Raw genomic sequence first — 26,934 nt, 5'->3', positions numbered from 1 at the left:
AAAGCACGTTTTAAGCGTGCTTTTTTTGTGTTCATTAAAATCTTTTTGTTAAAGTTATCTTAAGAATAACCGAATATATCTTCTGAAATTTCCCGGAAGTACATAAATCAAGTATATTCGCACCACTAAAAAATAATTATTATGAAAAAATTACTTTTGTCTCTAATTGCTGCTATTATGCTTGTTCCTTCAAGTGTAAAAGCTGACGAGGGAATGTGGTTTTTAATGTTTATTGAACGTTTGAACCATAGAGATATGCAAAAAATGGGTCTTCAGTTAACAGCTGAAGAAATCTACAGCATTAATAATCACAGTTTAAAAGATGCTATCGTGCAGTTCAATGGTGGATGTACCGCTGAATTGGTTTCTAAAGACGGTTTGGTTTTAACCAATCACCACTGCGGTTACGATGCAATTGCTGAGTTATCTACTGCAGAAAAAAATCACTTAAAAAATGGTTTCTGGGCTTCATCAAGAAAAGAAGAAATGAAACCTTCAAGTTTGTTTGTTCGTTTCTTCGTTCGTATGGATGATTGTACAAAACGTATTTTAGCACAAGTAAACGACAACATGAGCGAAGCAGAACGCGAAAAAGCGATTAATGCTGAAATTGCTAAAATTGAAAAAGAAAACAATGAAGGAGGTAAATATGTAGTTTCAGTACGTTCATTTTTTCAAGGAAACGAGTTCTATTACTTTGTTTACCAAGATTATAAAGACGTTCGTTTAGTAGGAACTCCACCGGAAAGTTTAGGTAAATTTGGAGGAGATACGGACAACTGGGAATGGCCACGTCATACAGCAGATTTTTCAATGTTCCGTGTATATGGAGACGCAAATGGTAATCCAGCGGAATATTCTGAAAACAATGTACCTCTTAAGCCAAAACATTACTTACCAGTAAATATTGGTGGTGTTCAAGAAAATGATTTCGCGATGATCTTAGGTTATCCTGGACGTACCAACCGTTGGATGCCGGCTGCCGGTATCGAGCAAAATGTTAAGTTCGCTTATCCTGCTTGGGTTGAAGGAGCTAAAGTAGGTATGGATAACATGAAAAAATACATGAATCAAAGTGATGCTTTAAATTTGATTTATGCTTCTAAATTTGCTTCAACAGCGAATTATTGGAAAAACCGTCAAGGAATGATTGATGCTTTAACAAAATTTGGTACCGCTAAAACTAAAGCGGCACAAGAAGCAAAATTCAACGCTTGGGCTAACAAAAAAGAAAATAAAGCTAAATATGGAAATGTAGTAGAAACTATCAATAATTACTACAAATTAACCAACGAGAAGTCTCGCCATGACAACTATATGATGCAATTGCTAAGAACTTCTGCTTTTGCAACTGTAGGAAGAACTATGGGAAGACAGTTGGAGAACTACGCTAAAGCAGATGCTGCTAAGCGTGCTCAAATGGCTCCAGCTATTTTAGAAATGGCTGAAGAAATGTTCAAAGAAGTACATATTCCTGCTGAAAAAGATATCTTAGCGGCACAATTGAATTTATATTCAACCAAAGCTACTGGGTATGCAATTGCTCCATTAGTAGAAAAAATTGGCAAAGAAAACAATGGCGATTTTACTAAATATGTAAATGCAGCTTTCGATTTGAGTATTTTTACTTCAAAAGACAGAATTAAAGCTTTCTTAGATTTACCAAGCGAAGGAATGATTACTAACGATCCTTTATATGTGTTGTCTAATGATATGTTAACACATTTTAATTCAAAATCTGATGCGATTGCTAAAGCACAAAACGATTACGGTGCAGCTTTCCGTAAATTGGTTGAAGGTTTAAGAGAGTCTAAAATTGGAACAATCAAATATCCAGATGCTAACTCAACATTGCGTTTAACTTACGGAAAAGTTCGTTCTTTGCCTGCAGATAAGCGTAATGATGCTAAAATTAACAACTACACTACTTTAGCAGGACAAGTTAAAAAATACAAAAAAGGTGATGCTGAATTTGACTTGCCAGAACGTGTTTTAGAAATGAATAAAAACAAAGATTTTGGTCGTTATGCTGATAAAGATGGTTCATTACATGTTAACTTCTTAACAGATAATGATATCACTGGTGGTAACTCTGGATCTCCGGTATTAAACGGAAAAGGAGAGTTAATTGGACTTGCTTTCGATGGTAATATCGAAGCAATGGCAGGAGACGTAATCTTTGATAAAAAATTACAAAGAACAATTAACGTAGATATCCGTTATGTGTTGTGGGTGATCGAGAATTTCTCGGGAGCAAAACACATTGTTGATGAAATGACGTTAGTGAAATAATAAGTTTCTACTTCAAATCATAAAATCCGAATTCAATTTGAATTCGGATTTTTTTGTTATATTGTTTAATGTATCTTTACTAAAGATTTATCCTAAGAAAATACTTTAGTAAACGGGGCTTATTTTGAAGGAATAGGATTACACTTTAAGGGATAAAAATCAAAAGATTTTGGTGTTAAAAATAGAGAAAGGATAAAATAACCGAGAATAGGTTAGTCAAAAAGTAAAATTCGAAACGAATGAAGATAGGTTATTATGTGATTGTCCTGATTTCTGTGAGTTTGTGGTCACAATCTAATTTTGAAAAAGCAGAGCGTTTATTCCTTCAGAAACAATTTGTTCAGGCGAAACCTTTGTTGGAACAAGAATTAAGGGTGAGACCTAATGACATAAAAGTCACCGAATACTTGGGAGATATAGCAGGATATCAAAAGGAGTGGGACGAAGCAGTTTTCTATTACAAGAAGTTAAAAGACAAATACCCTAAAACAGCCAATTATCAATTTAAATTTGGAGGAGCATTGGGAATGAAAGCTAAAAACAGCAATAAATTTAAGGCTTTGGGAATGATTGATGATGTTAAAGAGGCTTTTGAAACTGCTGCACGACTTGATGAAAAACATATAGAAACCCGTTGGGCTTTAGTCATGTTATACATAGAATTGCCAGGAATTATAGGAGGAAGTGAATCTAAGGCTCAAAAATATGCCAACGAACTGATGAATCTTTCCAAAGTGGATGGCTATTTGGCCAAAGGATATATCGATGTCTATTTTAAACGGTATGAAAAAGCCGAAATAAATTATAAAAAAGCACATCAAATAGGAGGTTCCAAAGTAACGTTTGAAAAATTATATGACTTATATTTGAAAAAACTAAAGGATAAAGAAAAAGCACTACAATTAAAAAAAGAATACTTAAATTAACAAATGCGTACACATTTCATAGCCATTGGCGGAGCCGCTATGCACAATCTAGCATTGGCATTACATTGTAAAGGAGATCAGGTAACAGGGAGTGATGATGCAATCTTTGAACCTTCGAAATCCAGACTAGAAAATAAAGGATTATTACCTCAAGAGTTAGGATGGTTTCCAGAAAAAATCACAGCCGATATTGATGCCGTTATTTTAGGAATGCATGCCAAGGCCGATAATCCAGAATTATTAAAAGCACAGGAATTAGGATTGAAAATTTATTCGTATCCTGAATTTTTATATGAACAATCTAAAAATAAAACAAGAGTTGTAATTGGAGGTTCACACGGAAAAACAACCATTACATCTATGATTCTTCATGTAATGCATTACCATAATATTGAAGTAGATTATATGGTAGGTGCTCAATTGGAAGGTTTTGATACCATGGTGCATTTAACAGAAGAAAACGATTTTATTGTTTTAGAAGGAGACGAATATTTGTCATCACCTATCGATAGAAGGCCTAAATTTCATTTGTACCAACCCAATATTGCTTTAATCTCCGGAATTGCTTGGGATCATATAAATGTGTTTCCAACGTATGAAAATTATGTAGAACAATTCGAAATTTTTATTCAGAAAATTACTAATGGAGGAATTTTAGTGTATAACGAAAATGATCCTGAGGTGAAGCGTGTTGCAGAAAAGGCAGATAATCCTATTCGTAAAATTCCTTATCACACTCCTGAGTATTCGGTTCAGAACGGCATAACGCTCTTGGAAACTCCAGAAGGGCCAATGCCAATAGAAGTTTTCGGTGCGCATAACTTGAATAATTTAGCCGGAGCCAAATGGATTTGTCAGAATATGGGTGTTGATGAAGCCGATTTTTATGAAGCGATAGCTAGTTTCAAAGGAGCTTCGAAGCGTTTGGAGAAAATAGCAGAAAGAGCGAATAAAGTGGCGTTTAAAGATTTTGCTCATTCCCCAAGCAAGGTCGCAGCTACCACCAAGGCCGTAAAAGAGCAATATCCTGACCGTAAATTAATTGCTTGCCTAGAGCTACATACGTATAGTAGCCTTAATTCAGAATTTTTGAAAGAATACCAAGGTGCTTTAGATGATGCTGATTTGGCTGTGGTTTTTTACTCGCCAGATGCTGTTAAAATAAAACAGCTACAGGAAGTAACATATGAGCAAATTGCCCAAGCTTTCAAACGTGATAATTTGGTGATTTATACCAATCCTGCCGAATTTAAACAATTTTTATTTAGCACTGATTTTGATAATTCAGCTCTGCTTTTGATGAGTTCCGGAAATTATGGAGGATTAAACTTTGATGAAGTAAAAACGTTGATATCTTAAGTTTCATCTTTTTTAAATATTGAAAGATCTCATAAGAAAAATACTTATGAGATTTTTTTTGCTCTTTTCTTTGCCGATAGTATAAAAATTCTTTTATTTGTTATCTATTTAAAAGCCAGTAAATTATGTATATGCCAATCAATCAGTGGGCGGAAGACGATCGTCCACGTGAAAAGTTCCTTCTGAAAGGAAAATCTACTTTATCCGATTCTGAATTAATAGCTATCCTCATTGGATCTGGTTCAAGGAACGAGAGCGCCGTTCAATTGTGTCAACGCATTTTAGGATCAGTCAACAACAATCTTCATCATTTGGGCAAATTATCTGTCCCACAACTCATGCAGTTTAAAGGAATAGGAGAAGCTAAAGCGATTACTATAGCTGCCGCTCTCGAGTTAGGACGCCGACGTCGAGAAGAAGATTCTTTAGAACTCACAAAAATAACTTCCAGCAAAGCAGTTTTCGAATTAATGCAACCTATAATAGGCGAGTTGCCGCATGAGGAATTTTGGGTATTGTTTCTTAATAATTCCAATAAAGTGATGTATAAATCACAAATAAGTAAAGGAGGTATCACGGGAACCGTGGTGGATACTCGATTGGTTTTTAAAATTGCTCTAGAGCATCATGCCGTGAGTATGATTTTAGTTCATAATCACCCTTCAGGTAAATTAGAGGCGAGTGAAGCTGATAAACAAATCACAAAAAAAGTTAAAGAAGCGGGAAAGCACCTCGATATTTTGATTCTGGATCATATTATTGTCACTGAAAAGAGTTATTTTAGCTTCGCCGATGAAGGAATAATTTAATGGTATGATTTCAACTAAAAATATTACTTTTTCATATCAAAACCAGGCAACGTTTCAGTTCCCGGATTTGATTTGTCAAGCCAAAGAAACATTATTAATTACTGGAAATTCAGGAGTAGGAAAAACGACTTTGCTACACTTGTTGGGAGGTTTGTTGCGTCCCGCTTCAGGAGAGATACTAATCGGAAGTCAAAATCTGAATGATTTAACCGAAAAACAATTGGATGCTTTTCGAGGTCAAAATATAGGTTTGGTTTTACAACAAAGTCATTTTGTAGAATCTTTTAACGTATTAGAAAACGTAGTTTTAGCGTCATGGTTGGCTTCCGGTAAGAAAGAAACAGAAAAAGCTACTGCTATTTTATCCCATTTGGGAATGCAAGAACATTTGCATAAAATGACCTCACAGCTAAGTATGGGACAACAGCAAAGAGTTTCAATAGCACGAGCCCTTATTAATAACCCTAAGATTCTTTTGGCAGATGAACCAACATCTAGTTTGGATGACGTAAGCACTGCTAAAGTTGCAGATTTGTTAGAAAATTTGGCTGCAGAGTACAATACCGCACTCATTATTGTGACCCATGATTCTCGATTAAAAGATCGATTTACTAATCAAATTTCATTGTCATGATCGTAAAATTAGCTTGGAAAAATATCTGGTTTAAACCCCTCAATACAACCTTGAGTATGTTGTTATTAGCTGCTAGTGTAGCTATCATAACCTTGTTGATTTTATTACAAAAACAATTTGAAGAACAATTTTCTAATAATGCAGATAATGTCGATTTGGTATTAGGAGCGCAAGGAAGTCCTTTACAGTTGGTATTGTCTTCGGTGTATCAGGTAGATGCTCCAACGGGTAATATTAATTATGATTCTGCAAGAGTTTGGATGCGACATCCTTTTGTTCAGTCGGCAATTCCTTTGGCTTTTGGAGATAACTACTTAGGCTACAAAATTGTAGGAACAACTCCGGAATATTTAGAAAAATTTAATTCATCAGTAAACGAAGGGAAAATTTTTCAAAAAAATCTGGAAGTAGTAATAGGAGCTAGTGTTGCAAAAAAATTAAACCTTAAGGTAGGAGATACTTTTCAGGGTACACATGGTGATGCCAAAGAAGGGGAGAAGCATGAAGAGTTTGATTATTTGGTTACAGGTATTGCTTCGCCTACGGGTAAAGTGATAGATAATCTTATTGTTTGTAATGTAGAAACAGTTTGGCAGATGCACGATGAAGGACATGGTGAGGCAATTCAGGAGGAACATGAGCACGATGAGCATGCGCATGAAGTGGTACATGTTGAATCTCCCAAGGAAATTACCGCTGTTTTGTTGAAATTTCGAAATAAGATGGGAATTGTAACCTGGCCTCGAATGATTGCCCAGAATACAAAAATGCAAGCAGCCTCTCCTGCAATAGAAATCAATCGATTATTTACCCTTTTTGGTGTAGGATTAAAGACTTTAGAGTATTTAGCTTATGGAATCATGCTGATTTCAGGGATAAGCATTTTTATAGCATTATTTAATCGTTTAAAAGAACGTAAGTATGAATTTGCACTTTTGCGTTTACATGGTGCTACTAGACTTCAAATTCTTTTAGTAGTTATTGTTGAAAGTCTATTTTTATGTATAACGGGTTACCTTTTTGGAACAGTTATTGGTAGAATAGCTCTCGGATGGCTTTCTGCTGCTTCAGAGGAAGATTTTAAAATGGCATTCAATCCAACTGAAATCATCTGGGATAAGGAAGGTTATTTGTTTATTGTAACGCTTTTAGTAGGAATCGCTGCGGCTTTGATTCCTGCAATCAAAGCATATCGTCTAAATATATCAAAAACATTGGCAAATGGATAAAATTAAAATTGTTGTAGTAGTATTGGTTTTCGGTTTGTTTGGTTTTCAAAAAATCGATGCTTCAAAAAAAGAAATACAAAAAACTGTCGTTACGGACACGCTTACTTGGAAAAAATTAGGTCAAATTAAATTTGTTAAAAAACCTCATAAAGATTACGGAAGTATCGATTATCCTTTAATCAGTCCTGAAGTAAAGAAACTTAATAATAAACGCATAGTAATAACTGGTTTTATTGTTCCTATCGATAATGTGAACTATGCTATCAGTAAAAATGTGTTTGCAGCATGTTTTTTTTGTGGTAAAGCAGGACCAGAAACTATAATGGGAATCAAATTTAGAGCTGGAAAAATGAAATTGCGTACGGATCAGTATGTGACACTTGAAGGGATTCTGAAAGTAAATGAAAGTGATCCCGATAATTGGATGTACAATGTAGAGGACGCTGTAATTGTAAAAGGAAATTAATGTTTCAAGGAATTAACCATATCTTTTTTGACTTAGATCATACGCTTTGGGACTTTGATCGGAATTCAGAAAGCGCTTTTGAGATCATTTTAAAAGAAACATTACCCGAGGTATCTCCAAAGGATTTTGTTAGGGTTTATGTGCCTATTAATCAATCCTGCTGGAAATTGTATCAAAATGATTTGATTACACACGAAGAGTTGCGTTATAAAAGACTAAAAGATTCTTTTGAAAGTTTAGGAATTTCAGTTTCTGATGCATTGATCCATAAAATAGCCGATGATTATATTGCACACTTGCCGAATAGCAATCATCTTTTTGAAGGTTGTATCGAAACTTTGGAATATTTGTATGAAAAATATACTTTACACATAATCACCAACGGATTTGCTTCGGTACAGTTTAAAAAACTAGAAAATTCAGGTATACACCATTTTTTTACTACAGTAACTCATTCAGAAATAGCAGGAGTAAAGAAGCCTCATGCAGGAATTTTTGAGCTTGCCTTAGCTCAAGCACAAGCTTCTAAAGAAGAAAGTGTCATGATTGGTGACTGTTTAGATGCAGATATAGGTGGCGCTTCTAATTTCGGCATGCAATCCATCTTATTTAATTCTGGTGATGTTTTTATAGATGAGGAGATATTTCAGATTTCTGAATTGTCTCAACTGAAAGAATTGTTCTAATATTATAATAAATTAGTTCTCATATCGACTGCTGAGAACCATTGAAGACAAAGTTATTTAATAGTCATATTTGTCTCTCCAACGGTTTTTCAAAAATTGACGTAACTCTCTTTCTCGAGCATTATCACCGGGTTCAAAGAATTTAGTTTCTGATATTTCTGTTGGAAGGAATTCTTGTGCTACAAAATTATTGCTGTAATCGTGGGAATACTTATACTCATCTCCGTAGCCTAGCTCTTTCATAAGTTTTGTAGGAGCATTTCGTAAATGAAGGGGTACAGGTAGGTCACCTGTCTGTTTTACAATTTGTTGTGCTTTTCCAATAGCCATGTAACTAGTATTGCTTTTTGCAGATGTAGCTAGATAAATAGCACATTGACTCAAAAGGATACGACTTTCAGGATAACCTATAGTGGTTACAGCCTGAAAAGTATTATTAGCCATGATTAATGCTGTTGGATTTGCATTTCCAATATCTTCACTAGCCGCTATAAGCATTCTACGTGCAATAAATTTCACATCTTCACCGCCTTCAATCATTCGTGCTAACCAATAAATGGCTCCGTTGGGATCACTTCCTCGAATAGATTTGATAAAAGCAGAGATGATATCATAATGTTGCTCCCCGGTTTTGTCATACAAAACCGTATTTTTCTGTACCATTGCCATCACTTTTTCATTGGTGATTTCTATGGTTTCTCCTTCTGAAGCATTTATAATTAATTCGAAAATATTGAGTAGTTTACGTCCGTCTCCACCAGAAAGCCTTAGTAGTGCCTCGGTTTCTTTAAGAGTAATTTTTTTGTTTTTTAATACAGTATCGGTATGAATGGCTCTATGCAATAAAGCTTCTAGATCAGCTTTAGTAAATGCATTTAAAACATACACCTGACAACGTGACAATAAAGCAGGAATGACTTCAAAACTCGGATTTTCAGTGGTTGCTCCAATCAAAGTCACCCATCCTTTTTCTACGGCAGCCAATAATGAATCTTGTTGTGATTTGCTAAATCGGTGAATCTCATCGATGAAAAGTATAGGGTTTTTTGTGGTAAATAAACCTCCATTTTGCTTGGCTTTTTCAATGACCTCTCTAATGTCTTTTACTCCCGAATTAATCGCACTCAATTCGTAAAAAGGGCGTTGACTCTCATTAGCCATGATTTGTGCCAATGTGGTCTTACCTGTCCCGGGAGGTCCCCATAAGATTAAAGAAGGGATGATTCCTTTAGCGATTTGATGAGTCAACGACCCATTTTCGCCTACTAGATGTGTTTGACTGATATATTCTTTTAAAGATTTTGGTCGAATTCTTTCTGCTAATGGTGCTTCCATTTTGTAAAATTACAATTTTTCTCGTTTAATTCAACTGGTTTTGATCTTACTAGACATACGTGACTGAAAAGCTATTTTATGACATAAATTCACTATTTTGTCTTTGGTTGTATTTTTGTTAGTAGTAAAGTATGAACGATTCTGATTTTAAATTTACTACTTCTGTAATTGCCTGGCCTTTATTCTTTGTTTTGATTTTGTGGGCTATTTTTTTGTTGCAGATCGTGTTGCCTGGAGATCTATATTATTTAGGTGTTTTACCGCGGACTTTATCGGGTTTGTCAGGAGTTTTATTTAGTGCTTTTCTGCATGGAGATATAAAACATTTATGGAATAATTCAGCAGCACTTTTTGTTTTATTGATGTTTTTACGATACTTCTATCGACAAAATTCTTTTAAAGTTTTATTCTACGGAATCCTATTATCGGGTTTCGGAACTTGGTTGATAGGAAGAGATAATTATCACATTGGTGCTAGCGGTTTGATTTATGTTTTAGTAAGCTTTATGTTTTTTGAAGGATTTCAGACGAAGCATTACCGTCTAATGGCTTTGTCGTTTCTAATAGTTTTATGGTATGGTGGGATGATTTGGTATATGTTTCCTTCTGCTGAAATACATATTTCATGGGAAGCGCATTTAAGTGGTTTCATTTCTGGTTTTTTACTTTCCAAAATTTTAGGTTCCAAAGTTTATGAAAAACCAATTATTTACGATTGGCAACATCCAGATTTTGATCCTTCACAAGATGAGTTTATGAAGCATTTTGATGAGAACGGAAATTTTGTACCCAAGTCAAATGAAACAGTAGAAGAAAAGAACAGTCATTTTACATCGAATTATCCTGTTAATTATTTCTATATTGATAAAAAAAAGGAGGAACTTTAATCAGCACCTCCTTTTTGAATTGATTTGTTTTAAAGTCTTTGTCTTACAGCTTCGTATAAAAACGCACCGCAAGCTACGGAAACATTTAATGATTCGATAGTGCCAAACATCGGGAGTTTCGCTTTCTCATCTACAATTTTTAAGACTGACGGATTCACACCTCTATCTTCACTTCCCATAATAATTGCTACAGGTTCATTAAAATTGATGTCGTAGATGTTTTGATCCGTTTTTTCTGTAGCGGCCACAGTTTTTATACCTGAACCTTGTAGATAGAAAACAGCATCTTTTATGTGATCTACTTTACAGATAGGGACATTGAAAACAGCTCCAGCAGACGTTTTTACAGTATCTCCATTAACGGGTGCTGCTCCTTGTTTTTGGATAATTATTCCATCTACTCCGGTGCACTCTGCAGTTCGAATAATTGCTCCAAAATTTCTAGCATCTGATAACTGATCTAGTATAAGTAGTAAAGGTTTTTTACCACTATCTAATAACTTTTCGATTAGAGTTTCTAAGTTAGAAAAAGAAATAGGAGCAATAGTTGCCACTGCACCTTGATGGTTGTTTGATGTTAATTTGTTTAGTTTTTCTACAGGAACATACGAAAAGTTAATATTATTTTTTTTCATAGTCCGCATAAGCTCTTGCATCAAATCACCTTGTGCATCTTTTTGGATGAATACCTTATCGATTTCTTTTTTAGCATTGATCGCTTCTATTATAGCTCGTATCCCAAAAATTTGATTTTCCTTTTCCATGTCGCAAAGGTATAAAAAAACCACCGCAAAAGCGGTGGTTTTTAAAAATCTGTTTGGTAAACGAATTAGTTAACGTCCCAGAAGATTTTAGTGTTTAATAAATCTGACCCCATAGCCGCTTTAGCAGCATTATAGTTAGTCATATTTAAAGTTTGTTCTGCTAAAGGATAAGTATATCTTGTAGGTACAGGCAATTCAGAAACTGCTGCTAAATTCATAACAGGAGCATCATATTTTCTGTATACAGACCATCCTTCAAAACCTCTGTTGTACATAGCCAACCAGAATTGAAGACCTATTTTTTGTCTCCATGTTCCTGCAGCTGTAGAATAAGCAACATCAGTTCTGTCTAGGTAATCTGTAATATCTGAAGAATCTACACCCCAATCTTCCATAGAAGCTGTGATAGCATTATTATAATGATCTTCTGCAGTTCCACCAACAGAGTATGTTCTTTCACTAGCCTCTGCTAATAAGAATGATACTTCTGCATAATCTAATAAAACACCTCTAAAAGTTGGGTCATGCATAACTTTTCCAATGTGAGTATAGTTAGAGAAAGAGTTGTTCTCTCCATAAGGTCCACCAACGTAAACACCAGCTCCTAAATTGTTATCAAAGTAAGCTGATCTTCTTGGATCAGATAAGTCATTCATATAGTCAACAATAGTGTTTGCAACAACGAAATCGCTTCTTCCACTTTGTACTAAATCTACCCATAGTGGGTTAGTGTTAGGAGTAGAAGATTGATAAGCTAAAGTTGCATTGTCAGCATTTGAAGTGAAAACACCAGCAGCAACTGCTTGTTCAGCAGCTTGCTTTGCAGCTGTATTGTTTACATCTGCCATTCTCATGGCGATTTTCAATTTCAAAGAGTTAGCTAATTTTTCCCATTTTGTGATATCACCACCATAAATGATGTCTGCAGAAGTAAAACCAGCTTCAGATGATGGAGCACCTGCATCAAAAAGAGCAATTGCAGCATTCAAACGTACTAATAAATCAGCGTAGATATCAGTATCGTTGTCATATGCAGGGGTAGGATCAGCAGAACCTTGAAGCGCTTCCGAATAAGGAATATCTCCATAAGTATCTACTAATTGTTGCCAAGCGTATACTTCTAATACTTCAATCATAGCTTTTTTATTGTCAGTATTGGCTTTCAATTTTGCATCTTTCAAATCATACAATACATCTCTGTACATTTCTGACCAATGATTGTCGGCAATTTTACGAGTTACCAAATCATAATTGGCCTCATCTACATAAGTAGTTTCTGTCCAATATTGAGCGAATAATCGGAATACGTTAGTGTTAACGTTTGTGCTTTCCATTTGATCAAATAAACTCTTCGTTGCAGAAGTGAACAATGATTCAGAAGATACATTGGTCGGGTTATTTGGATCTCTATTTAAATCTTCATACTTCTCATCACTAGCACAGCTAAAGATAAAAGCAGTCGATAATAATACTAAATATTTTTTCATCTTTTTTATTTTTAGAATTCTAATCTTAAACTTCCTCCGATTTCTCTAACAGCTGGGTAAGCACCTGATTGGTATCCTTGAATATTACCCGCTCCTAAACCAGCTTCAGGATCTGAATATGGAGTATTTTTGTGGATGATCCATAGGTTTCTTCCAGTTAGAGAGAAAGAAAGGTTTTGTAAATATAAAGATTTTGCAACTGTACTAGGGAAGTTGTAAGATAAGCTCACTTCTCTTAATTTTACGAATGAAGCATCGTAAACGTGAGATGCTTGAGGCGTTCTTACATAACCCCATGGGTTTCCATAAGTGGATGCATCAGCTACCACTGTGTTTGGAGTACCATCAGCTTGTACACCTGGTAAAATTACACCACCACCTACAGCTTTTGGATCACGTACCGGGTTGCCTAAATGGTTAGTTCCGGCAGTGAAATCATATAAACCTGTCGCATAACCATAATAAGTGTCTAATGAGAATACATCACCACCTTTTTTAACGTCAATCAAGAAACTTAAATTGATGTTTTTATATTTAAGGTTGTTTTTGAAACCTCCAGTCCAATCAGGGTTGATATTACCGATAATTTCATTACTTCCAGTAGTTCTTGCGTAATAACCATTAGCTTGTACTACTTTTTGACCATTTAAGTATATATAGTCTCTACCTCTAATTACTCCAAAAGGCTCTCCTAATTGTGCACCTAAAGTCACACCACCTTGTACAGATGCTAATTGAATAAATTCAATACCTTCTGCTAAACGAGTAACTTCACTTCTGTTGGTAGCAAAGTTTACTTTGAAATCCCATGAGAAGTTGTCTTTTTTAACAGGATTAGCATTTACAACTGCCTCGAAACCTTTGTTTTCCATATCGGCACCATTTAACCATAAGTTGGAAGCACCAGTAGCAGTTGATACATCAATAGGAGTAATTAAATCAACTGTTTTTCTTTTGTAGTACGAAACATCAAAACCAACGCGTCTGTTTAAGAATTGCATCTCCAAACCAACCTCGATATCCTTACTAGTTTCAGATTTTAAGTTAGGATTATTGAAAGATGAAGGGTTTGAAGCTGTAGCAGAACCATTGAAAGATGCACCAATACCGTAAGTATTAAATACTTGGTAAGGATCAGTATCACTACCTACTTCTGCGTAGTTTGCTCTTACTTTACCAAATGTTAACCAATCTTTTTTGATTAAGTTTGAGAAAATAACACTTGTTGATACTGATGGGTAGTAGTAAGTATTATTGTTAATTGGTAATGAAGAAGAACGGTCTCTTCTTAAAGTTCCATCTATGTAATAAGTTCCTTTGTAGCCTAAACCAACTTTACCGTAGATACCATCTACTTTTTTAGTATAGTCAACTTTAGCCATATCTCCAGAAGTTAATGGATTTACAGAGTTAGAAAGTGTAAATAAGCCTGGAGTAACTAATCCTCCATTTGTTGATGCGGCTAAGGCATTAACTTTGTTAACTCGGGTATTGAAACCGATTAAAGCGTCTAAACTTAAATCTTCCGTGAAGTTATGATTGAATGTACCCATTAAATCATAGTTCATTTCTGAAGCTTTTCTGTTAGTCACAGTATAATCCGAAGGATCTGCTGAGCCTACCTCGATTCTTTCTTCTCTGATTTCAGAGTAAGTATCAAAAGCAAAACGTCCCATTACACTGAACCAATTGGTTACTTTTTGGTTCAAGGTTAAGTTTCCTAAGTAACGATCACGACTATCAGATTGATAATTTTTGTATAAAGTCCAATATACGTTGTCAGTATAGATTGGAGAAAGGTCATCAGATGAGTTTACATTCCATGTGATGTTTTGTCCTGTATTAAAGAAAGCATCTTTTTGTTGGTAAATATCAACGTTAGTCTGCCACCATTGTCTGAAAGCCTGCATTGGGTTTCTTGAATCATAACCCGTACCGTTTCTTCCTTTTCCTTTAGTGTTAGTGTAAGAGAAATCAATTGATGCCGTTAATTTGTCGTTTAATTTCTGTGAACCAGCAAAAGTAATTGAATTTCTTTTGATTGATGCGTTAGGCATTACCCCTTCTTGCATTTTGTTAGTGAAACCTAAACGGAAAGAGTTAGTTTCATTGCTTTTTCCAAAAGAAACTGAATTAGTTGATGTTAAAGCAGTTTCAAATATATCATTTGGTGTGTGTTTTCCAGCAACCCATGGAGTAGGCTGTAAATAACCTGGTAATTGAGGGAAAATTGAAGTCCATTGATAAACTAATAAATTTGGATCGAAAGCCGCACCGTAAGAAGCATCTTCTGTGAAAGGCACTACTTGGTCTGTGGTTCCATTTCCATCTATATCATAATTTAAGAAATATGGATCATCATAGTAAGGACCATAACCTGCACCATATTTGTTTTGATAAACTGGTAATGTTTTTTTGTCTACTGAACCAACAGTTAATGAAGTGTTTACAGTCACACCTATTGAATCTGTTTTTTTACCTTTTTTAGTGGTAATGATGATTGCACCGCTACTTGCTCTAGAACCGTAAAGTGCTGTTGCAGCAGCTCCTTTAAGTACGTTTACGCTTTCGATATCGTCAGGGTTGATATCCATCGCAGCATTACCATAATCATAACCACCACGTCCAGCTTTTTGACCGCCAGAGTTGTTGGTTTCATTGATTACAGGAGTACCGTCAATCACAATCAAAGCTTGGTTGTTACCAGAAATTGAGTTAAATCCACGAACTTGGATATTAGCTGAACCTCCCATAGTACCAAAAGATTGGATGTTAAGACCAGCAACTTCCCCAGATAAAGCGTCAGCGAAGTTTGTTACTGGAGTGTCAGAAATGTCACTTCCTTTTACTTCTTGAGTAGCATAACCTAAAGATTTTTTTTCACGCTTAACACCTAATGCAGTAACCACAACCTCTTTTAATTGGTTGGTTCCGTCTTGCATTACAACGTTAATTGTGTTAGAAGCTCCTACAGTTCTTGTAGCTTCGCTCATTCCTAAGAAAGAGAATACTAATACCTCTCCTTCTTTAGCTTTAACAGAATAAGTTCCGTCAAAAGCTGTCTGAACTCCTCTTGTAGTACCTTTAACTACTACATTTACGCCAGGTAGTGGTCCGCTTGCGTCAGAAACCACACCGGTGATTGTTTTCTCTTGAGCAAAAGAAAACTGCATTGTAAACGCTGCTAATAGCGTTAAAATCCATTTGAACTTTGATCTCATTTTTATAAAATATTTGATTAGTTTGCGCAAATTTGCATTTTTTTTATCATTTTTCCTAGAGAAAAGAGAAAAAAAATAGAGTATACTAAAAGTTGTTTTTGAAATTCAACTGAATTATCGAATTGTTTAGTTTAATATTTTGGTTCTTGGTACTTCCATTTGTTAGGGCTACATTGAATAAACCATTTTTTGTTAATAACCCGAATCCTATGCCAATACCTAATAAATTAGAGTTTTGTTGAGTTGTTTTGTCTTGAAGATAGCCGTAATCTGTAATAGTGTAGAGATACAGGTTTGGTGTTGGGATGTAGCGATATTCAGTCTGAATAGAACTGAATAAATTTCCTTGTAGGCTATTTTCATTGAAGCCTCTTATAGAATTGAGTCCGCCAAAACGAAATAATTCATTGGTTAGATATTGATTGCTTTCTAAGTATTGATTTTGATTTCTCAAGAAAAAAATGTTTTTTCTATTCAAGTAGAAATTATGAGAAATTTCTGTTGAGAAAAAGAATTGGTTGTTCTTATATTGAGTTCCAGTTCTTTTTCCAGTTCCAATTTTTGTGTAAAAAAAAGTTTTTTTTGGAAACAAAATATTGTCGTCGGTATCGAAATACTCAAAATTTGTAGTTAGAAAATAGTTGGTGAAATCACTTATTTGGTTGTTGTTGATGTTTAGAATATTGCTAGATTCTGTTTCTTGATAACCAACGAATAAGCGAGCATTGTGTTTGAAGTAATAACCTAAATTTATGTTAGTTAGCGTATTTTGATAGGTGCTGTCTTGTTTAAAAATGTTTAGTTGGGCTTTCAAACCTATGCGTGATTGCATTAGGTAGGGAAGTTCTAGGGTGCTGTCAAAGGTTTTTTGATTATTCCCATCGCTTTTCCAGAAAATTTTTATTTTTTCTCCGCTGTTTAATAAATTTTCTAATTGGAGATCTAAGTATCCGCTTAATGATAATTTTTTCTGTTTGTCATTGGTAAATCCTAAAAAACCATCAAAGGTGTTGGGTTTGTTTTTTTCTGCATAAACAAAAATTTTGGTAGAGTCATTAGTGAATAATATTTCAGGAAATTTGGTTTGTTTTACAAAACTCAATTTATTGATTTCGTTATATAGTTTCTGAAGATTTTCTTGGTTGTAAGTTTTTCGTTTGTATTGTCTCTTCAAATTGGTCAAGTGGTTTTTTGGGAATTTATCATAACCGTTAATTACAATCAAATCCATTTTTCTGTTCTGCTCCCTATTTATTTCGAGTTGGGCTTGTAAAATGTTTTTTTCTTGTTTTTGGTTGATTAGTTTTAGTTTTGTTAAAGGATATCCTTTTTTTTCGTATTGTGTTAAAAGTGATTCAAGATAATTTTCGACATCTTTTGTGTTGATTTTTACTGTGTCTTTTAAAGTGTTAAATATTACCCATGGGTATTCTGCTTGATCTTTTTTATTGATATATATATAGGTCTGTTTGATTTGTGAATTTAAAAATGTTTTGGTGAGAAATATTGAGTCGTTGATTTTTTTAATGTTTTCGAATTGAGCTTCAAAAAAACCAATAGTTTCTATTTTTTTCTTGAAGTTTTTTTCTTCTTCAAGTATCGATTTAACAGAAGAATGTTTTTTTTGATAACTAATACTGTCAATAATTTTGTTTTCATCCTGATTGTCGGATGAAATTGTAAGATAGAATTGTTGTCCAAAGGAATTTTGGATATATAAAAGGAAAAAAAGTATTAAAAATCGTAAACTCAAGCGAAAAAAATTTGGATAAAAATAACTCAAAAAATCTACATTCTTTAAGTTAAAAATAAATGTGCTGAAAATTAATAATTTAGAGTTTGTTATTTGAAAATTAATATATACATTTGCAACCCCGTAAAATGCGGGATTTTATAAACAAGTAATTTTTAGTATTTAATTATGCCAACAATTCAACAATTAGTAAGAACAGGAAGAGTCCAAATGACTAAGAAGAGTAAATCGGCTGCTTTAGATTCTTGTCCTCAAAGAAGAGGGGTTTGTACGCGTGTTTACACTACTACACCAAAAAAACCAAACTCTGCAATGCGTAAAGTTGCGCGTGTACGTTTGACTAATGGTAATGAAGTGAATGCTTACATCCCGGGTGAAGGACACAATTTACAAGAGCACTCGATAGTATTAGTTAGAGGAGGAAGGGTAAAAGATTTGCCAGGAGTTAGATACCACATCGTACGTGGTGCTTTAGATACTGCCGGAGTAAACGGTCGTACACAAAGAAGATCTAAATATGGAGCAAAACGCCCTAAAGACGCTAAAAAGTAATTTTTAACTTTTAAGAAAAAGACATGAGAAAAAGACAGGCCAAAAAAAGACCTCTTTTACCAGATCCGAAATTTAACGATCAGTTAGTAACACGTTTTGTAAACAACTTAATGTGGGATGGTAAAAAATCGACTGCTTTCGCAGTATTCTATGATGCGTTAGATATTGTAGAGTCTAAAAAACAAGATGCTGAAAAATCAGCTTTAGAACTTTGGAAAGATGCACTAACAAATGTTATGCCTCACGTTGAAGTTCGTTCACGTAGAGTAGGGGGAGCTACCTTTCAGATCCCAATGCAAATTCGTCCAGATAGAAAAATTTCTATGGCGATGAAATGGTTAATTCTTTACGCAAGAAAAAGAAACGAGAAATCTATGGCAGGTAAGTTAGCTTCTGAAATTTTAGCTGCGGCTAAAGAAGAAGGTGCTGCTGTTAAGAAAAGAATGGATACTCACAAAATGGCAGATGCTAATAAAGCATTCTCTCACTTTAGATTTTAATTCGTAAAGAAATGGCAAGAGATTTAAAATATACAAGAAATATAGGTATTGCAGCTCACATTGATGCGGGTAAAACTACAACAACTGAGCGTATTTTGTTTTACACTGGTAAGACTCATAAACTTGGAGAAGTTCACGATGGTGCATCAACAATGGACTGGATGGAGCAAGAGGCTGAAAGAGGTATTACAATTACATCTGCTGCAACAACTTGTGAGTGGAACTTCCCGACAGTACAAGGTAAAACTACACCTGAGTCGAAACCGTACCACTTTAATATTATCGATACTCCAGGTCACGTTGACTTTACAGTGGAGGTAAACCGTTCATTACGTGTATTAGATGGTTTGGTTTTCTTATTTAGTGCAGTTGATGGTGTTGAGCCTCAGTCTGAAACTAACTGGAGACTAGCAGATCAATATAGAGTTCCACGTATGGGATTCGTTAATAAAATGGACCGTCAAGGGGCTAACTTCTTGTCGGTATGTCAGCAAGTTAAAGATATGTTGAAATCTAATGCGGTAGCAATCACGTTGCCAATTGGTGATGAGGCAGATTTCAAAGGAGTAGTTGACTTAGTGAAGAATCAGGCTATTATATGGCATGAAGAAACTCAAGGAGCTACTTTTGATATCGTTGATATCCCAGCTGATATGGTGGATGAAGTAAAAGAATACCGTTCTAAATTAATTGAAGAAATCGCTTCTTATGATGAAAACTTATTAGATAAGTACATGGAAGACGAAAATTCAATTACTGAAGAAGAAATTAATACTGCTTTACGTGCTGCTACAATTGACATGGCGATCATTCCTATGTTGTGTGGTTCTTCTTTTAAAAACAAAGGAGTTCAATTCATGTTAGATGCAGTGTGTAAATATTTACCTTCTCCAGTAGATAAAGAAGGTATCGAAGGTATTCACCCTGATGATAAAGATTTATTAGAAGAAGATCAAAAGAAAATCATCCGTCGTCCTGATGTAAAAGAGCCTTTTGCTGCTTTAGCATTTAAAATTGCTACTGACCCTTATGTAGGTCGTTTAGCTTTCTTCCGTGCTTATTCAGGTCGTTTAGATGCAGGTTCTTATATCTTGAACACTCGTTCTGGAAATAAAGAGCGTATTTCTCGTATCTATCAAATGCACGCTAACAAGCAAAATCCAATCGAATTTATTGAAGCTGGAGATATTGGAGCGGCAGTTGGATTTAAAGATATCAAAACTGGGGATACAATGTGTGATGAAAAACACCCAATTATCCTTGAGTCAATGAAATTCCCTGATCCAGTAATCGGTATTGCAATTGAGCCTAAAACAAAAGCTGACGTGGATAAAATGGGTATGGCTTTAGCTAAATTAGCTGAGGAAGATCCAACGTTTACAGTGAAAACTGATGAGGCTTCTGGACAAACGATTATTTCAGGTATGGGTGAGCTTCACTTAGATATCTTAGTAGATCGTATGAAACGTGAGTTCAAAGTGGAAGTTAACCAAGGTGAACCTCAGGTTGAGTACAAAGAGGCGTTTACTAAATCTGCACAACATAGAGAAGTGTATAAAAAACAATCTGGTGGTCGTGGTAAATTCGGGGATATCGTTTTCCGTTTAGAGCCTGCAGAACCAGGAACAGTTGGATTACAATTCGTAAATGAAGTAAAAGGTGGTAACGTACCTAAAGAGTATATTCCTGCAGTTGAAAAAGGTTTCAAAGAAGCAATGAAACAAGGTCCTTTAGCAGGATATGTTGTAGATAGCTTAAAAGTAACCTTATTGGATGGTTCTTACCACCCTGTGGATTCGGATGCTTTATCTTTCGAATTAGCTGCAAAAATGGGTTACAAAGAAGTGGCTAAAGCTGCTGGAGCTGTAATTCTTGAGCCAATCATGAAAATTGAAGTTATTACTCCAGAAGAAAACATGGGTGATATCGTTGGTGACTTGAACCGTCGTCGTGGTCAAGTAAATGATATGGGTGATAGAAATGGTGCAAAAACTATTAAAGCAAATGTTCCATTATCAGAAATGTTTGGATATGTTACAACTTTAAGAACTTTATCTTCAGGTCGTGCTACTTCAACAATGGAATTCTCTCATTATGAAGAAACTCCATCTAACATTTCAGAAGCAGTAATCAAGAAAGCAAAAGGTAACGCTTAATTTTTAAGAAAATGAGTCAAAAAATCAGAATAAAATTAAAATCTTACGATCACATGTTGGTTGATAAATCAGCAGAGAAAATCGTAAAAACTGTAAAAAGTACAGGTGCTGTGGTGACTGGTCCAATTCCGTTACCAACAAACAAAAAGATTTTTACTGTATTGCGTTCTCCACACGTAAATAAAAAGTCGAGAGAGCAATTTGAAGTAATGTCATACAAAAGATTATTAGATATCTATTCTTCTTCTTCAAAAACTATCGATGCTCTAATGAAATTAGAGTTGCCAAGTGGAGTAGAAGTTGAGATCAAAGTGTGATAATTCACTGAGAATAAATATTTAGGCATTATGTTTTGATATTCAAAACATAATGCCTACTTTTGCACACTCAAAAAATAAAAATTTTAGTAAATAATTAATAATTAGTTAATATGTCTGGGTTAATCGGAAGAAAAATTGGCATGACTAGCATCTTTGATGAGAACGGGAAAAACATCCCTTGTACTGTTATTGAGGCTGGTCCATGCGTTGTTACCCAAGTCAGAACCAATGAGGTTGACGGGTATGAAGCTCTTCAACTTGGTTTCGATGACAAAACTGAAAAGCACACAGTAAAAGCTGAAGAAGGTCACTTCAAGAAAGCAGGAACTGTAGCTAAGAAGAAAGTCGTTGAATTCCAAGGGTTTGAGAATGAGCACAAATTAGGTGATGTGATCACTGTAGATCTATTCTCTGAAGGAGAGTTTGTAGATGTTCAAGGTGTTTCTAAAGGTAAAGGTTTCCAAGGTGTTGTAAAACGTCACGGTTTTGGTGGTGTTGGTCAACAAACTCATGGTCAACATAACCGTTTGAGAGCTCCTGGTTCTGTTGGAGCTTCATCTTATCCATCTAGAGTATTCAAAGGAATGCGTATGGCTGGAAGAATGGGTGGAGATAATGTAAAAGTACAAAATCTTAGAGTTTTAAAAGTGGTTGCTGAAAAGAACCTGCTTGTTGTTAAAGGATGTGTTCCTGGTCACAAAAACTCTTATGTAATCATTCAGAAGTAATGGAAGTAAAAGTTTTAGATATCAACGGAAAAGAAACTGGCAGAAAAGTTCAACTTTCTGACTCGGTTTTCGCAATTGAGCCTAACAAGCATGCTGTTTACTTAGATGTTAAACAATATCTTGCTAATCAAAGACAAGGTACTCACAAAGCTAAAGAAAGAGCTGAAGTAGCTGGTAGTACTCGTAAAATCAAAAAGCAAAAAGGAACTGGAACTGCTCGTGCAGGATCTAAGAAAAGTCCATTGTTTAAAGGTGGAGGTACTGTTTTTGGTCCAAGACCAAGAAGTTATTCTTTCAAATTAAACAAAGCTTTAAAACGTTTGGCTCGTAAATCAGCTTTAACATTAAAAGCACAAGAATCAAATTTAATCGTAGTAGAAGACTTCAATTTTGAAGCTCCAAGTACTAAAAATTTCATTAACGTATTGAAAGCGTTAGGATTAGAGAATAAAAAATCTTTATTCGTGCTGGGTGATACAAATAAAAATGTATATTTGTCATCTCGTAATTTAAAAGGTTCTTCTGTAGTAACTAATTCAGAATTAAGTACTTATGCGATATTAAACGCAAATAATTTAGTTCTTTTAGAGGGTTCTTTAGAAGGAATTGAAGAAAATTTAAGCAAATAATAGGCCATGAGTATCATTATTAAACCTATCGTTACAGAAAAAATAACTAAAGACGGTGAATTATTCAATCGCTTTGGTTTCGTTGTAGATAAAAAAGCTAACAAAGTACAAATTAAGAAAGCTGTAGAGGCTGCTTATGGTGTAACTGTTGTAGAAGTAAATACAATGAACGTACGTCCTAACCGTACTACTAAATATACAAAAAGTGGTATGATTTCAGGAAAAACTAATGCTTACAAAAAAGCGGTAGTTCAAGTACAAGAAGGAGAAACAATAGATTTTTACAACAATATCTAAGTAAAAAAAGATGTCAGTAAGAAAATTAAAACCTATTACCCCGGGTCAGCGTTTTAGAGTTGTTAATGGTTTTGACGCTATTACAACTGATAAGCCGGAGCGTTCATTAATCGCTCCGAAAAAAAACTCTGGAGGTAGAAATAGTCAAGGAAAGATGACCATGCGTTATACAGGTGGTGGTCACAAACAAAGATATCGTATCGTTGATTTTAAAAGAACTAAAGATGGTATTCCAGCTACGGTTAAATCAATCGAATACGATCCAAACAGAACTGCTTTTATCGCGTTATTAGCTTATGCTGATGGTGAGAAAACGTATATCATTGCTCAAAATGGTTTACAAGTAGGTCAAAAAGTGGTGTCAGGCCCTGAGGCTGCTCCAGAAATTGGAAATACATTACCACTTAGTAAAATTCCTCTAGGTACAGTTATTTCTTGTATTGAATTACGTCCAGGACAAGGTGCTGTTATTGCTCGTTCTGCAGGTACATTCGCTCAGTTAATGGCTCGTGATGGTAAATATGCTACTATCAAAATGCCTTCTGGAGAAACTAGACTTATTTTGTTAACATGTTCTGCAACAATTGGTGCAGTTTCTAACTCTGATCACCAGTTAATCGTTTCTGGTAAAGCAGGTAGATCAAGATGGTTAGGTAGAAGACCTAGAACAAGACCAGTAGCTATGAACCCAGTAGATCACCCAATGGGAGGTGGTGAAGGACGTTCATCTGGAGGTCACCCACGTTCAAGAAAAGGTTTACCGGCTAAAGGTTACAGAACCCGTGCTAAACAAAACCCGAGCAACAAGTATATTGTAGAACGTAGAAAGAAATAATAAGACATGGCACGTTCATTAAAAAAAGGACCTTTCGTACACTATAAATTAGAGAAGAAAGTACAAGAAAATATCGAAGGTGGAAACAAAGGAGTGGTAAAGACTTGGTCTAGAGCTTCAATGATTACACCAGATTTCGTAGGACAAACAATTGCAGTTCACAACGGTCGTCAATTTGTTCCAGTTTATGTTACTGAAAACATGGTAGGACACAAGTTAGGTGAATTTTCACCAACAAGATCTTTTAGAGGTCACGCTGGAGCTAAAAATAAAGGTAAAAAATAAAAGAAGACATGGGAGTTCGTAAAAGAGAATCAGCAGAAGCAAGAAAAGAGGCTAACAAGTCTTTGGCGTTTGCTAAATTGAATAACTGCCCTACTTCACCTAGAAAAATGCGCTTAGTAGCAGACTTGGTAAGAGGTCAGAAAGTTGAGAATGCACTAAATATATTAAGATTTAGTCAAAAAGAAGCTTCAAGAAAATTAGAAAAACTATTATTATCTGCAATCAACAACTGGGAGCAAAAAAATAGTGAAGGTAATGTAGCTGAAGCAGGCTTATTTGTAAAAGAGATCAAAGTGGATGGTGGTATGATGTTAAAAAGACTTCGTCCAGCTCCGCAAGGTCGTGCACACAGAATTAGAAAACGCTCAAATCACGTAACTATCGTTTTGGGAGCTAGTAATAACACACAAAGCAATTAATAAAGATGGGACAAAAGACAAATCCAATCGGAAATCGCCTTGGTATCATCAGAGGATGGGATTCTAACTGGTATGGTGGTAATGACTACGGTGATAAAATCGCCGAAGACTACAAAATCAGAAAGTACATTCATGCTCGTTTATCAAAAGCTAGTGTATCAAAAGTAATCATCGAAAGAACTTTGAAACTTGTAACCGTTACTATCACTACTGCTCGCCCTGGTATTATTATCGGGAAAGGTGGTCAAGAGGTAGACAAGTTGAAAGAAGAACTTAAGAAAATTACTGACAAAGAGGTTCAAATCAATATCTTTGAAATTAAAAGACCTGAATTAGATGCTTATTTAGTTGCAAATAGCATCTGTCGTCAAATTGAAAGCCGTATTTCATACAGAAGAGCTATCAAAATGGCAATCGCTGCATCTATGAGAATGAATGCAGAAGGAATCAAAGTAATGATTTCTGGTCGTTTAAACGGAGCTGAAATGGCGCGTTCAGAAAGTTTCAAAGAAGGAAGAATTCCTCTATCAACTTTCAGAGCAGACATCGATTATGCTCTTGCTGAAGCTCACACTGCCTACGGTAGAATGGGGGTTAAAGTTTGGATCATGAAAGGTGAAGTTTACGGAAAGAGAGATCTTTCTCCACTTGTAGGTATGGATAAAAAATCTGCAGCTGGTAAAGGTGGTGATGCTCCACGTGGTGGAAAATCAAACGGTAAACCGGGAGCTCGTAAAAGAAAGTAATTTTTAAATTAAAGAAAAATGTTACAGCCTAAAAGAACAAAATACCGTAAGGTACAAAAAGGTAGAATGAAAGGGAACTCTAACAGAGGTCATGAACTTTCAAATGGAATGTTTGGAATTAAATCTGTACATGAAAATGGAATGTTTTTAACGTCTCGTCAAATCGAAGCAGCTCGTATCGCAGCTACTCGTTACATGAAACGTGAAGGACAATTATGGATTAAAATTTTCCCAGATAAGCCTATTACAAAGAAACCTCTTGAAGTACGTATGGGTAAAGGTAAAGGTGCAGTTGAATACTGGGCTGCTGTTGTTAAACCAGGAAGAATCATGTTTGAGGTAGGTGGTGTGCCACTAGCTGTTGCAAAAGAGGCTTTACGTCTTGCAGCACAAAAATTACCAGTAAAAACTAAATTCGTCGTTGCTAGAGATTTCGAAGCATAATATAATTAGATTATGAAACAATCAGAAATTAAAAATCTATCTGCAGCTGAGTTACAAGAAAAGCTAGTTCAACTAAAAAAGACCTATGCCGACCTAACAATTGCTCATGCTATTTCTCCAATTGAGAATCCACTTCAAATTAGAAGTCTTAGACGTTCAGTAGCAAGAATTGCAACTGAATTAACTAAAAGAGAGCTTCAATAATATTCAGCTGAAAAGATGGAAAAAAGAAATTTAAGAAAAGAAAGAATTGGTGTAGTTACTTCTAACAAAATGGATAAATCTATTGTTGTTTCTCAAGTAACAAGAGTAAAACACCCATTATATGGTAAGTTCGTGTTAAAAACTAAAAAATATGTTGCACACGACGAAACAAACGACTGTAACATCGGAGATACGGTAAAGATCATGGAAACAAGACCTTTATCTAAATCTAAATGTTGGAGATTAGTTGAAATCATTGAAAGAGCGAAATAATTATGGTACAACAAGAATCAAGACTAAAAGTAGCAGATAATACGGGAGCTAAAGAAGTTTTAACTATCCGTGTTTTAGGAGGAACGAAACGTCGTTATGCCTCTGTTGGTGACAAAATTGTAGTAGCTATTAAAGATGCAACTCCTAACGGAAACGTTAAGAAAGGTGCGGTTTCAACTGCAGTTGTTGTTAGAACTAAAAAAGAAGTTAGAAGAGCTGATGGATCTTACATCCGTTTCGATGATAACGCTTGTGTATTATTAAATGCAGCAGGTGAGATGAGAGGAACTCGTGTTTTCGGTCCGGTAGCTAGAGAACTTCGTGAAAAACAATTCATGAAAATTGTATCATTAGCACCAGAAGTGCTTTAATTATTATTTACAATGATAAAGCTAAAAATAAAATCAGGTGATATCGTAAAAGTTATCGCAGGTGACCATAAAGGTGCTGAAGGTAAAGTTTTACGTGTATATCGTGAAAAAAATAAAGCCGTAGTTGAGGGTGTAAATATGGTGTCTAAACACACTAAGCCAAGTGCTAAAAATCCTCAAGGTGGAATCGTTAAGAAAGAAGCTCCTATGCATATTTCTAACTTATCTTTAATTGATCCTAAATCAAAAGAGGCAACTAAAGTAGGTTTTAAAGTAGAAGGAGATAAGAAAGTAAGATTTTCAAAAAAATCTAATCAAGTACTATAG

The 26,934-nt window shown here is 35.1% G+C and carries 30 protein-coding genes; 25 read left to right on the top strand and 5 right to left on the bottom strand.

Annotated elements, in window-relative coordinates:
* Positions 1–141 precede the first annotated feature (141 nt).
* From NAT50_RS07435 to NAT50_RS07400, 8 genes are all read left to right on the top strand, one after another.
* Positions 142–2,292, top strand: coding sequence for a S46 family peptidase (locus NAT50_RS07435; RefSeq protein WP_250592589.1), 2,151 nt, complete (start codon positions 142–144; stop codon positions 2,290–2,292).
* 239 nt (positions 2,293–2,531) lie between these two features.
* On the top strand, positions 2,532–3,218 hold the full coding sequence (locus NAT50_RS07430; RefSeq protein ID WP_250592588.1) for a tetratricopeptide repeat protein: 687 nt from the start codon (positions 2,532–2,534) through the stop codon (positions 3,216–3,218).
* Between the two features lie 3 nt (positions 3,219–3,221).
* Complete coding sequence (locus tag NAT50_RS07425; RefSeq protein WP_250592587.1) at positions 3,222–4,577, top strand: UDP-N-acetylmuramate--L-alanine ligase; 1,356 nt, start codon at positions 3,222–3,224, stop codon at positions 4,575–4,577.
* A gap of 125 nt (positions 4,578–4,702) precedes the next feature.
* Positions 4,703–5,386, top strand: a complete 684-nt coding sequence (gene radC / locus NAT50_RS07420; protein ID WP_250592586.1) for a RadC family protein — start codon at positions 4,703–4,705, stop codon at positions 5,384–5,386.
* Between the two features lie 4 nt (positions 5,387–5,390).
* Positions 5,391–6,020, top strand: a complete 630-nt coding sequence (locus NAT50_RS07415; protein WP_250592585.1) for an ABC transporter ATP-binding protein — start codon at positions 5,391–5,393, stop codon at positions 6,018–6,020.
* Positions 6,017–7,249 carry an ABC transporter permease gene (locus NAT50_RS07410; protein ID WP_250592584.1) on the top strand — a complete coding sequence of 411 codons (1,233 nt, stop codon included), beginning with the start codon at positions 6,017–6,019 and terminating at the stop codon, positions 7,247–7,249. Before NAT50_RS07415 ends, NAT50_RS07410 begins: the two co-directional genes overlap by 4 nt.
* A complete protein-coding gene (locus NAT50_RS07405; RefSeq protein WP_250592583.1) occupies positions 7,242–7,715 on the top strand; it encodes a hypothetical protein in 474 nt (157 codons plus the stop codon). The genes NAT50_RS07410 and NAT50_RS07405 overlap by 8 nt, the downstream gene beginning before the upstream one ends.
* Complete coding sequence (locus tag NAT50_RS07400) at positions 7,715–8,401, top strand: YjjG family noncanonical pyrimidine nucleotidase (protein WP_250592582.1); 687 nt, start codon at positions 7,715–7,717, stop codon at positions 8,399–8,401. Before NAT50_RS07405 ends, NAT50_RS07400 begins: the two co-directional genes overlap by 1 nt.
* Before the next feature lie 57 nt (positions 8,402–8,458).
* Here NAT50_RS07400 and NAT50_RS07395 read toward each other — a convergent pair whose 3' ends face one another.
* Entirely contained in the window at positions 8,459–9,736 is a 1,278-nt protein-coding gene (locus NAT50_RS07395) for a replication-associated recombination protein A (protein WP_250592581.1), read from the bottom strand.
* Between the two features lie 131 nt (positions 9,737–9,867).
* Between NAT50_RS07395 and NAT50_RS07390 the strand changes: the two genes are divergently transcribed.
* Positions 9,868–10,623 carry a rhomboid family intramembrane serine protease gene (locus NAT50_RS07390; RefSeq protein ID WP_250592580.1) on the top strand — a complete coding sequence of 252 codons (756 nt, stop codon included), beginning with the start codon at positions 9,868–9,870 and terminating at the stop codon, positions 10,621–10,623.
* Between the two features lie 29 nt (positions 10,624–10,652).
* Here the strand turns inward: NAT50_RS07390 and rlmB are convergent, their stop codons facing one another.
* The 4 genes from rlmB to NAT50_RS07370 all read right to left on the bottom strand — a co-directional run bounded on the left by rlmB (position 10,653) and on the right by NAT50_RS07370 (position 17,848).
* Positions 10,653–11,387, bottom strand: a complete 735-nt coding sequence (gene rlmB / locus NAT50_RS07385; RefSeq protein WP_250592579.1) for a 23S rRNA (guanosine(2251)-2'-O)-methyltransferase RlmB — start codon at positions 11,385–11,387, stop codon at positions 10,653–10,655.
* 65 nt (positions 11,388–11,452) lie between these two features.
* Positions 11,453–12,874, bottom strand: coding sequence for a SusD/RagB family nutrient-binding outer membrane lipoprotein (locus NAT50_RS07380; RefSeq protein ID WP_250592578.1), 1,422 nt, complete (start codon positions 12,872–12,874; stop codon positions 11,453–11,455).
* A gap of 11 nt (positions 12,875–12,885) precedes the next feature.
* Positions 12,886–16,095: a SusC/RagA family TonB-linked outer membrane protein gene (locus tag NAT50_RS07375; protein ID WP_250592577.1), complete on the bottom strand. Its 3,210-nt coding sequence runs from the start codon at positions 16,093–16,095 to the stop codon at positions 12,886–12,888.
* 85 nt (positions 16,096–16,180) lie between these two features.
* Positions 16,181–17,848, bottom strand: coding sequence for a ShlB/FhaC/HecB family hemolysin secretion/activation protein (locus NAT50_RS07370; protein ID WP_250592576.1), 1,668 nt, complete (start codon positions 17,846–17,848; stop codon positions 16,181–16,183).
* Between the two features lie 168 nt (positions 17,849–18,016).
* On the opposite strand from NAT50_RS07370, the gene rpsL reads away from it, so the two are divergent.
* From rpsL to rplX, 16 genes are all read left to right on the top strand, one after another.
* A complete protein-coding gene (gene rpsL, locus NAT50_RS07365; RefSeq protein ID WP_250592575.1) occupies positions 18,017–18,400 on the top strand; it encodes a 30S ribosomal protein S12 in 384 nt (127 codons plus the stop codon).
* A gap of 23 nt (positions 18,401–18,423) precedes the next feature.
* A complete protein-coding gene (gene rpsG / locus NAT50_RS07360) occupies positions 18,424–18,900 on the top strand; it encodes a 30S ribosomal protein S7 (protein WP_250592574.1) in 477 nt (158 codons plus the stop codon).
* Between the two features lie 11 nt (positions 18,901–18,911).
* The gene (gene fusA / locus NAT50_RS07355; protein ID WP_250592573.1) at positions 18,912–21,056 is read left to right on the top strand and encodes an elongation factor G; all 2,145 of its coding nucleotides are present in this window, start codon (positions 18,912–18,914) and stop codon (positions 21,054–21,056) included.
* An 11-nt stretch (positions 21,057–21,067) separates the two neighbouring features.
* Positions 21,068–21,373: a 30S ribosomal protein S10 gene (gene rpsJ / locus NAT50_RS07350; protein WP_073311719.1), complete on the top strand. Its 306-nt coding sequence runs from the start codon at positions 21,068–21,070 to the stop codon at positions 21,371–21,373.
* Positions 21,374–21,486: 113 nt separating this feature from the next.
* Positions 21,487–22,104: a 50S ribosomal protein L3 gene (gene rplC, locus NAT50_RS07345; RefSeq protein WP_250592572.1), complete on the top strand. Its 618-nt coding sequence runs from the start codon at positions 21,487–21,489 to the stop codon at positions 22,102–22,104.
* Positions 22,104–22,733, top strand: coding sequence for a 50S ribosomal protein L4 (gene rplD, locus NAT50_RS07340; protein ID WP_250592571.1), 630 nt, complete (start codon positions 22,104–22,106; stop codon positions 22,731–22,733). Before rplC ends, rplD begins: the two co-directional genes overlap by 1 nt.
* Before the next feature lie 6 nt (positions 22,734–22,739).
* Entirely contained in the window at positions 22,740–23,030 is a 291-nt protein-coding gene (gene rplW, locus NAT50_RS07335; RefSeq protein ID WP_250592570.1) for a 50S ribosomal protein L23, read from the top strand.
* Positions 23,031–23,040: 10 nt separating this feature from the next.
* Positions 23,041–23,865 carry a 50S ribosomal protein L2 gene (gene rplB / locus NAT50_RS07330; protein WP_250592569.1) on the top strand — a complete coding sequence of 275 codons (825 nt, stop codon included), beginning with the start codon at positions 23,041–23,043 and terminating at the stop codon, positions 23,863–23,865.
* 6 nt (positions 23,866–23,871) lie between these two features.
* Positions 23,872–24,150 (top strand): 30S ribosomal protein S19, encoded by a 279-nt coding sequence (gene rpsS / locus NAT50_RS07325; protein ID WP_073311710.1) that lies wholly within the window; start codon positions 23,872–23,874, stop codon positions 24,148–24,150.
* An 8-nt stretch (positions 24,151–24,158) separates the two neighbouring features.
* Positions 24,159–24,569: a 50S ribosomal protein L22 gene (gene rplV, locus NAT50_RS07320; RefSeq protein WP_250592568.1), complete on the top strand. Its 411-nt coding sequence runs from the start codon at positions 24,159–24,161 to the stop codon at positions 24,567–24,569.
* A 5-nt stretch (positions 24,570–24,574) separates the two neighbouring features.
* Complete coding sequence (rpsC, locus tag NAT50_RS07315; protein ID WP_250592567.1) at positions 24,575–25,315, top strand: 30S ribosomal protein S3; 741 nt, start codon at positions 24,575–24,577, stop codon at positions 25,313–25,315.
* An 18-nt stretch (positions 25,316–25,333) separates the two neighbouring features.
* Positions 25,334–25,759, top strand: coding sequence for a 50S ribosomal protein L16 (gene rplP / locus NAT50_RS07310; RefSeq protein ID WP_250592566.1), 426 nt, complete (start codon positions 25,334–25,336; stop codon positions 25,757–25,759).
* Between the two features lie 12 nt (positions 25,760–25,771).
* A complete protein-coding gene (gene rpmC, locus NAT50_RS07305) occupies positions 25,772–25,963 on the top strand; it encodes a 50S ribosomal protein L29 (RefSeq protein WP_250592565.1) in 192 nt (63 codons plus the stop codon).
* Between the two features lie 15 nt (positions 25,964–25,978).
* Positions 25,979–26,236, top strand: coding sequence for a 30S ribosomal protein S17 (rpsQ, locus tag NAT50_RS07300; protein ID WP_073311703.1), 258 nt, complete (start codon positions 25,979–25,981; stop codon positions 26,234–26,236).
* Positions 26,237–26,238: 2 nt separating this feature from the next.
* Positions 26,239–26,607, top strand: coding sequence for a 50S ribosomal protein L14 (gene rplN / locus NAT50_RS07295; protein ID WP_014166275.1), 369 nt, complete (start codon positions 26,239–26,241; stop codon positions 26,605–26,607).
* Between the two features lie 12 nt (positions 26,608–26,619).
* Positions 26,620–26,934 carry a 50S ribosomal protein L24 gene (rplX, locus tag NAT50_RS07290; RefSeq protein WP_250592564.1) on the top strand — a complete coding sequence of 105 codons (315 nt, stop codon included), beginning with the start codon at positions 26,620–26,622 and terminating at the stop codon, positions 26,932–26,934.

Source organism: Flavobacterium luminosum, assembly GCF_023635005.1.
GTDB lineage: Bacteria > Bacteroidota > Bacteroidia > Flavobacteriales > Flavobacteriaceae > Flavobacterium > Flavobacterium luminosum.
This window is presented reverse-complemented; position numbering and strand designations above follow the sequence as displayed.

Coding starts and splice junctions, on each gene's coding strand:
- NAT50_RS07425 (WP_250592587.1), top strand. CDS start 3,222: ATGCGTACACATTTCATAGCCATTGGCGGAGCCGCTATGCACAATCTA.
- rpsQ (WP_073311703.1), top strand. CDS start 25,979: ATGGAAAAAAGAAATTTAAGAAAAGAAAGAATTGGTGTAGTTACTTCT.
- fusA (WP_250592573.1), top strand. CDS start 18,912: ATGGCAAGAGATTTAAAATATACAAGAAATATAGGTATTGCAGCTCAC.
- rplC (WP_250592572.1), top strand. CDS start 21,487: ATGTCTGGGTTAATCGGAAGAAAAATTGGCATGACTAGCATCTTTGAT.
- rpsC (WP_250592567.1), top strand. CDS start 24,575: ATGGGACAAAAGACAAATCCAATCGGAAATCGCCTTGGTATCATCAGA.
- NAT50_RS07390 (WP_250592580.1), top strand. CDS start 9,868: ATGAACGATTCTGATTTTAAATTTACTACTTCTGTAATTGCCTGGCCT.
- NAT50_RS07415 (WP_250592585.1), top strand. CDS start 5,391: ATGATTTCAACTAAAAATATTACTTTTTCATATCAAAACCAGGCAACG.
- rplB (WP_250592569.1), top strand. CDS start 23,041: ATGTCAGTAAGAAAATTAAAACCTATTACCCCGGGTCAGCGTTTTAGA.
- NAT50_RS07380 (WP_250592578.1), bottom strand. CDS start 12,874: ATGAAAAAATATTTAGTATTATTATCGACTGCTTTTATCTTTAGCTGT.
- radC (WP_250592586.1), top strand. CDS start 4,703: ATGTATATGCCAATCAATCAGTGGGCGGAAGACGATCGTCCACGTGAA.
- rpsG (WP_250592574.1), top strand. CDS start 18,424: ATGAGAAAAAGACAGGCCAAAAAAAGACCTCTTTTACCAGATCCGAAA.
- rpsS (WP_073311710.1), top strand. CDS start 23,872: ATGGCACGTTCATTAAAAAAAGGACCTTTCGTACACTATAAATTAGAG.
- NAT50_RS07375 (WP_250592577.1), bottom strand. CDS start 16,095: ATGAGATCAAAGTTCAAATGGATTTTAACGCTATTAGCAGCGTTTACA.
- NAT50_RS07400 (WP_250592582.1), top strand. CDS start 7,715: ATGTTTCAAGGAATTAACCATATCTTTTTTGACTTAGATCATACGCTT.
- NAT50_RS07435 (WP_250592589.1), top strand. CDS start 142: ATGAAAAAATTACTTTTGTCTCTAATTGCTGCTATTATGCTTGTTCCT.
- rplV (WP_250592568.1), top strand. CDS start 24,159: ATGGGAGTTCGTAAAAGAGAATCAGCAGAAGCAAGAAAAGAGGCTAAC.
- rplX (WP_250592564.1), top strand. CDS start 26,620: ATGATAAAGCTAAAAATAAAATCAGGTGATATCGTAAAAGTTATCGCA.
- NAT50_RS07430 (WP_250592588.1), top strand. CDS start 2,532: ATGAAGATAGGTTATTATGTGATTGTCCTGATTTCTGTGAGTTTGTGG.
- rplD (WP_250592571.1), top strand. CDS start 22,104: ATGGAAGTAAAAGTTTTAGATATCAACGGAAAAGAAACTGGCAGAAAA.
- NAT50_RS07405 (WP_250592583.1), top strand. CDS start 7,242: ATGGATAAAATTAAAATTGTTGTAGTAGTATTGGTTTTCGGTTTGTTT.
- rplW (WP_250592570.1), top strand. CDS start 22,740: ATGAGTATCATTATTAAACCTATCGTTACAGAAAAAATAACTAAAGAC.
- rplN (WP_014166275.1), top strand. CDS start 26,239: ATGGTACAACAAGAATCAAGACTAAAAGTAGCAGATAATACGGGAGCT.
- rpmC (WP_250592565.1), top strand. CDS start 25,772: ATGAAACAATCAGAAATTAAAAATCTATCTGCAGCTGAGTTACAAGAA.
- rplP (WP_250592566.1), top strand. CDS start 25,334: ATGTTACAGCCTAAAAGAACAAAATACCGTAAGGTACAAAAAGGTAGA.
- rpsJ (WP_073311719.1), top strand. CDS start 21,068: ATGAGTCAAAAAATCAGAATAAAATTAAAATCTTACGATCACATGTTG.
- rpsL (WP_250592575.1), top strand. CDS start 18,017: ATGCCAACAATTCAACAATTAGTAAGAACAGGAAGAGTCCAAATGACT.
- NAT50_RS07395 (WP_250592581.1), bottom strand. CDS start 9,736: ATGGAAGCACCATTAGCAGAAAGAATTCGACCAAAATCTTTAAAAGAA.
- NAT50_RS07410 (WP_250592584.1), top strand. CDS start 6,017: ATGATCGTAAAATTAGCTTGGAAAAATATCTGGTTTAAACCCCTCAAT.
- rlmB (WP_250592579.1), bottom strand. CDS start 11,387: ATGGAAAAGGAAAATCAAATTTTTGGGATACGAGCTATAATAGAAGCG.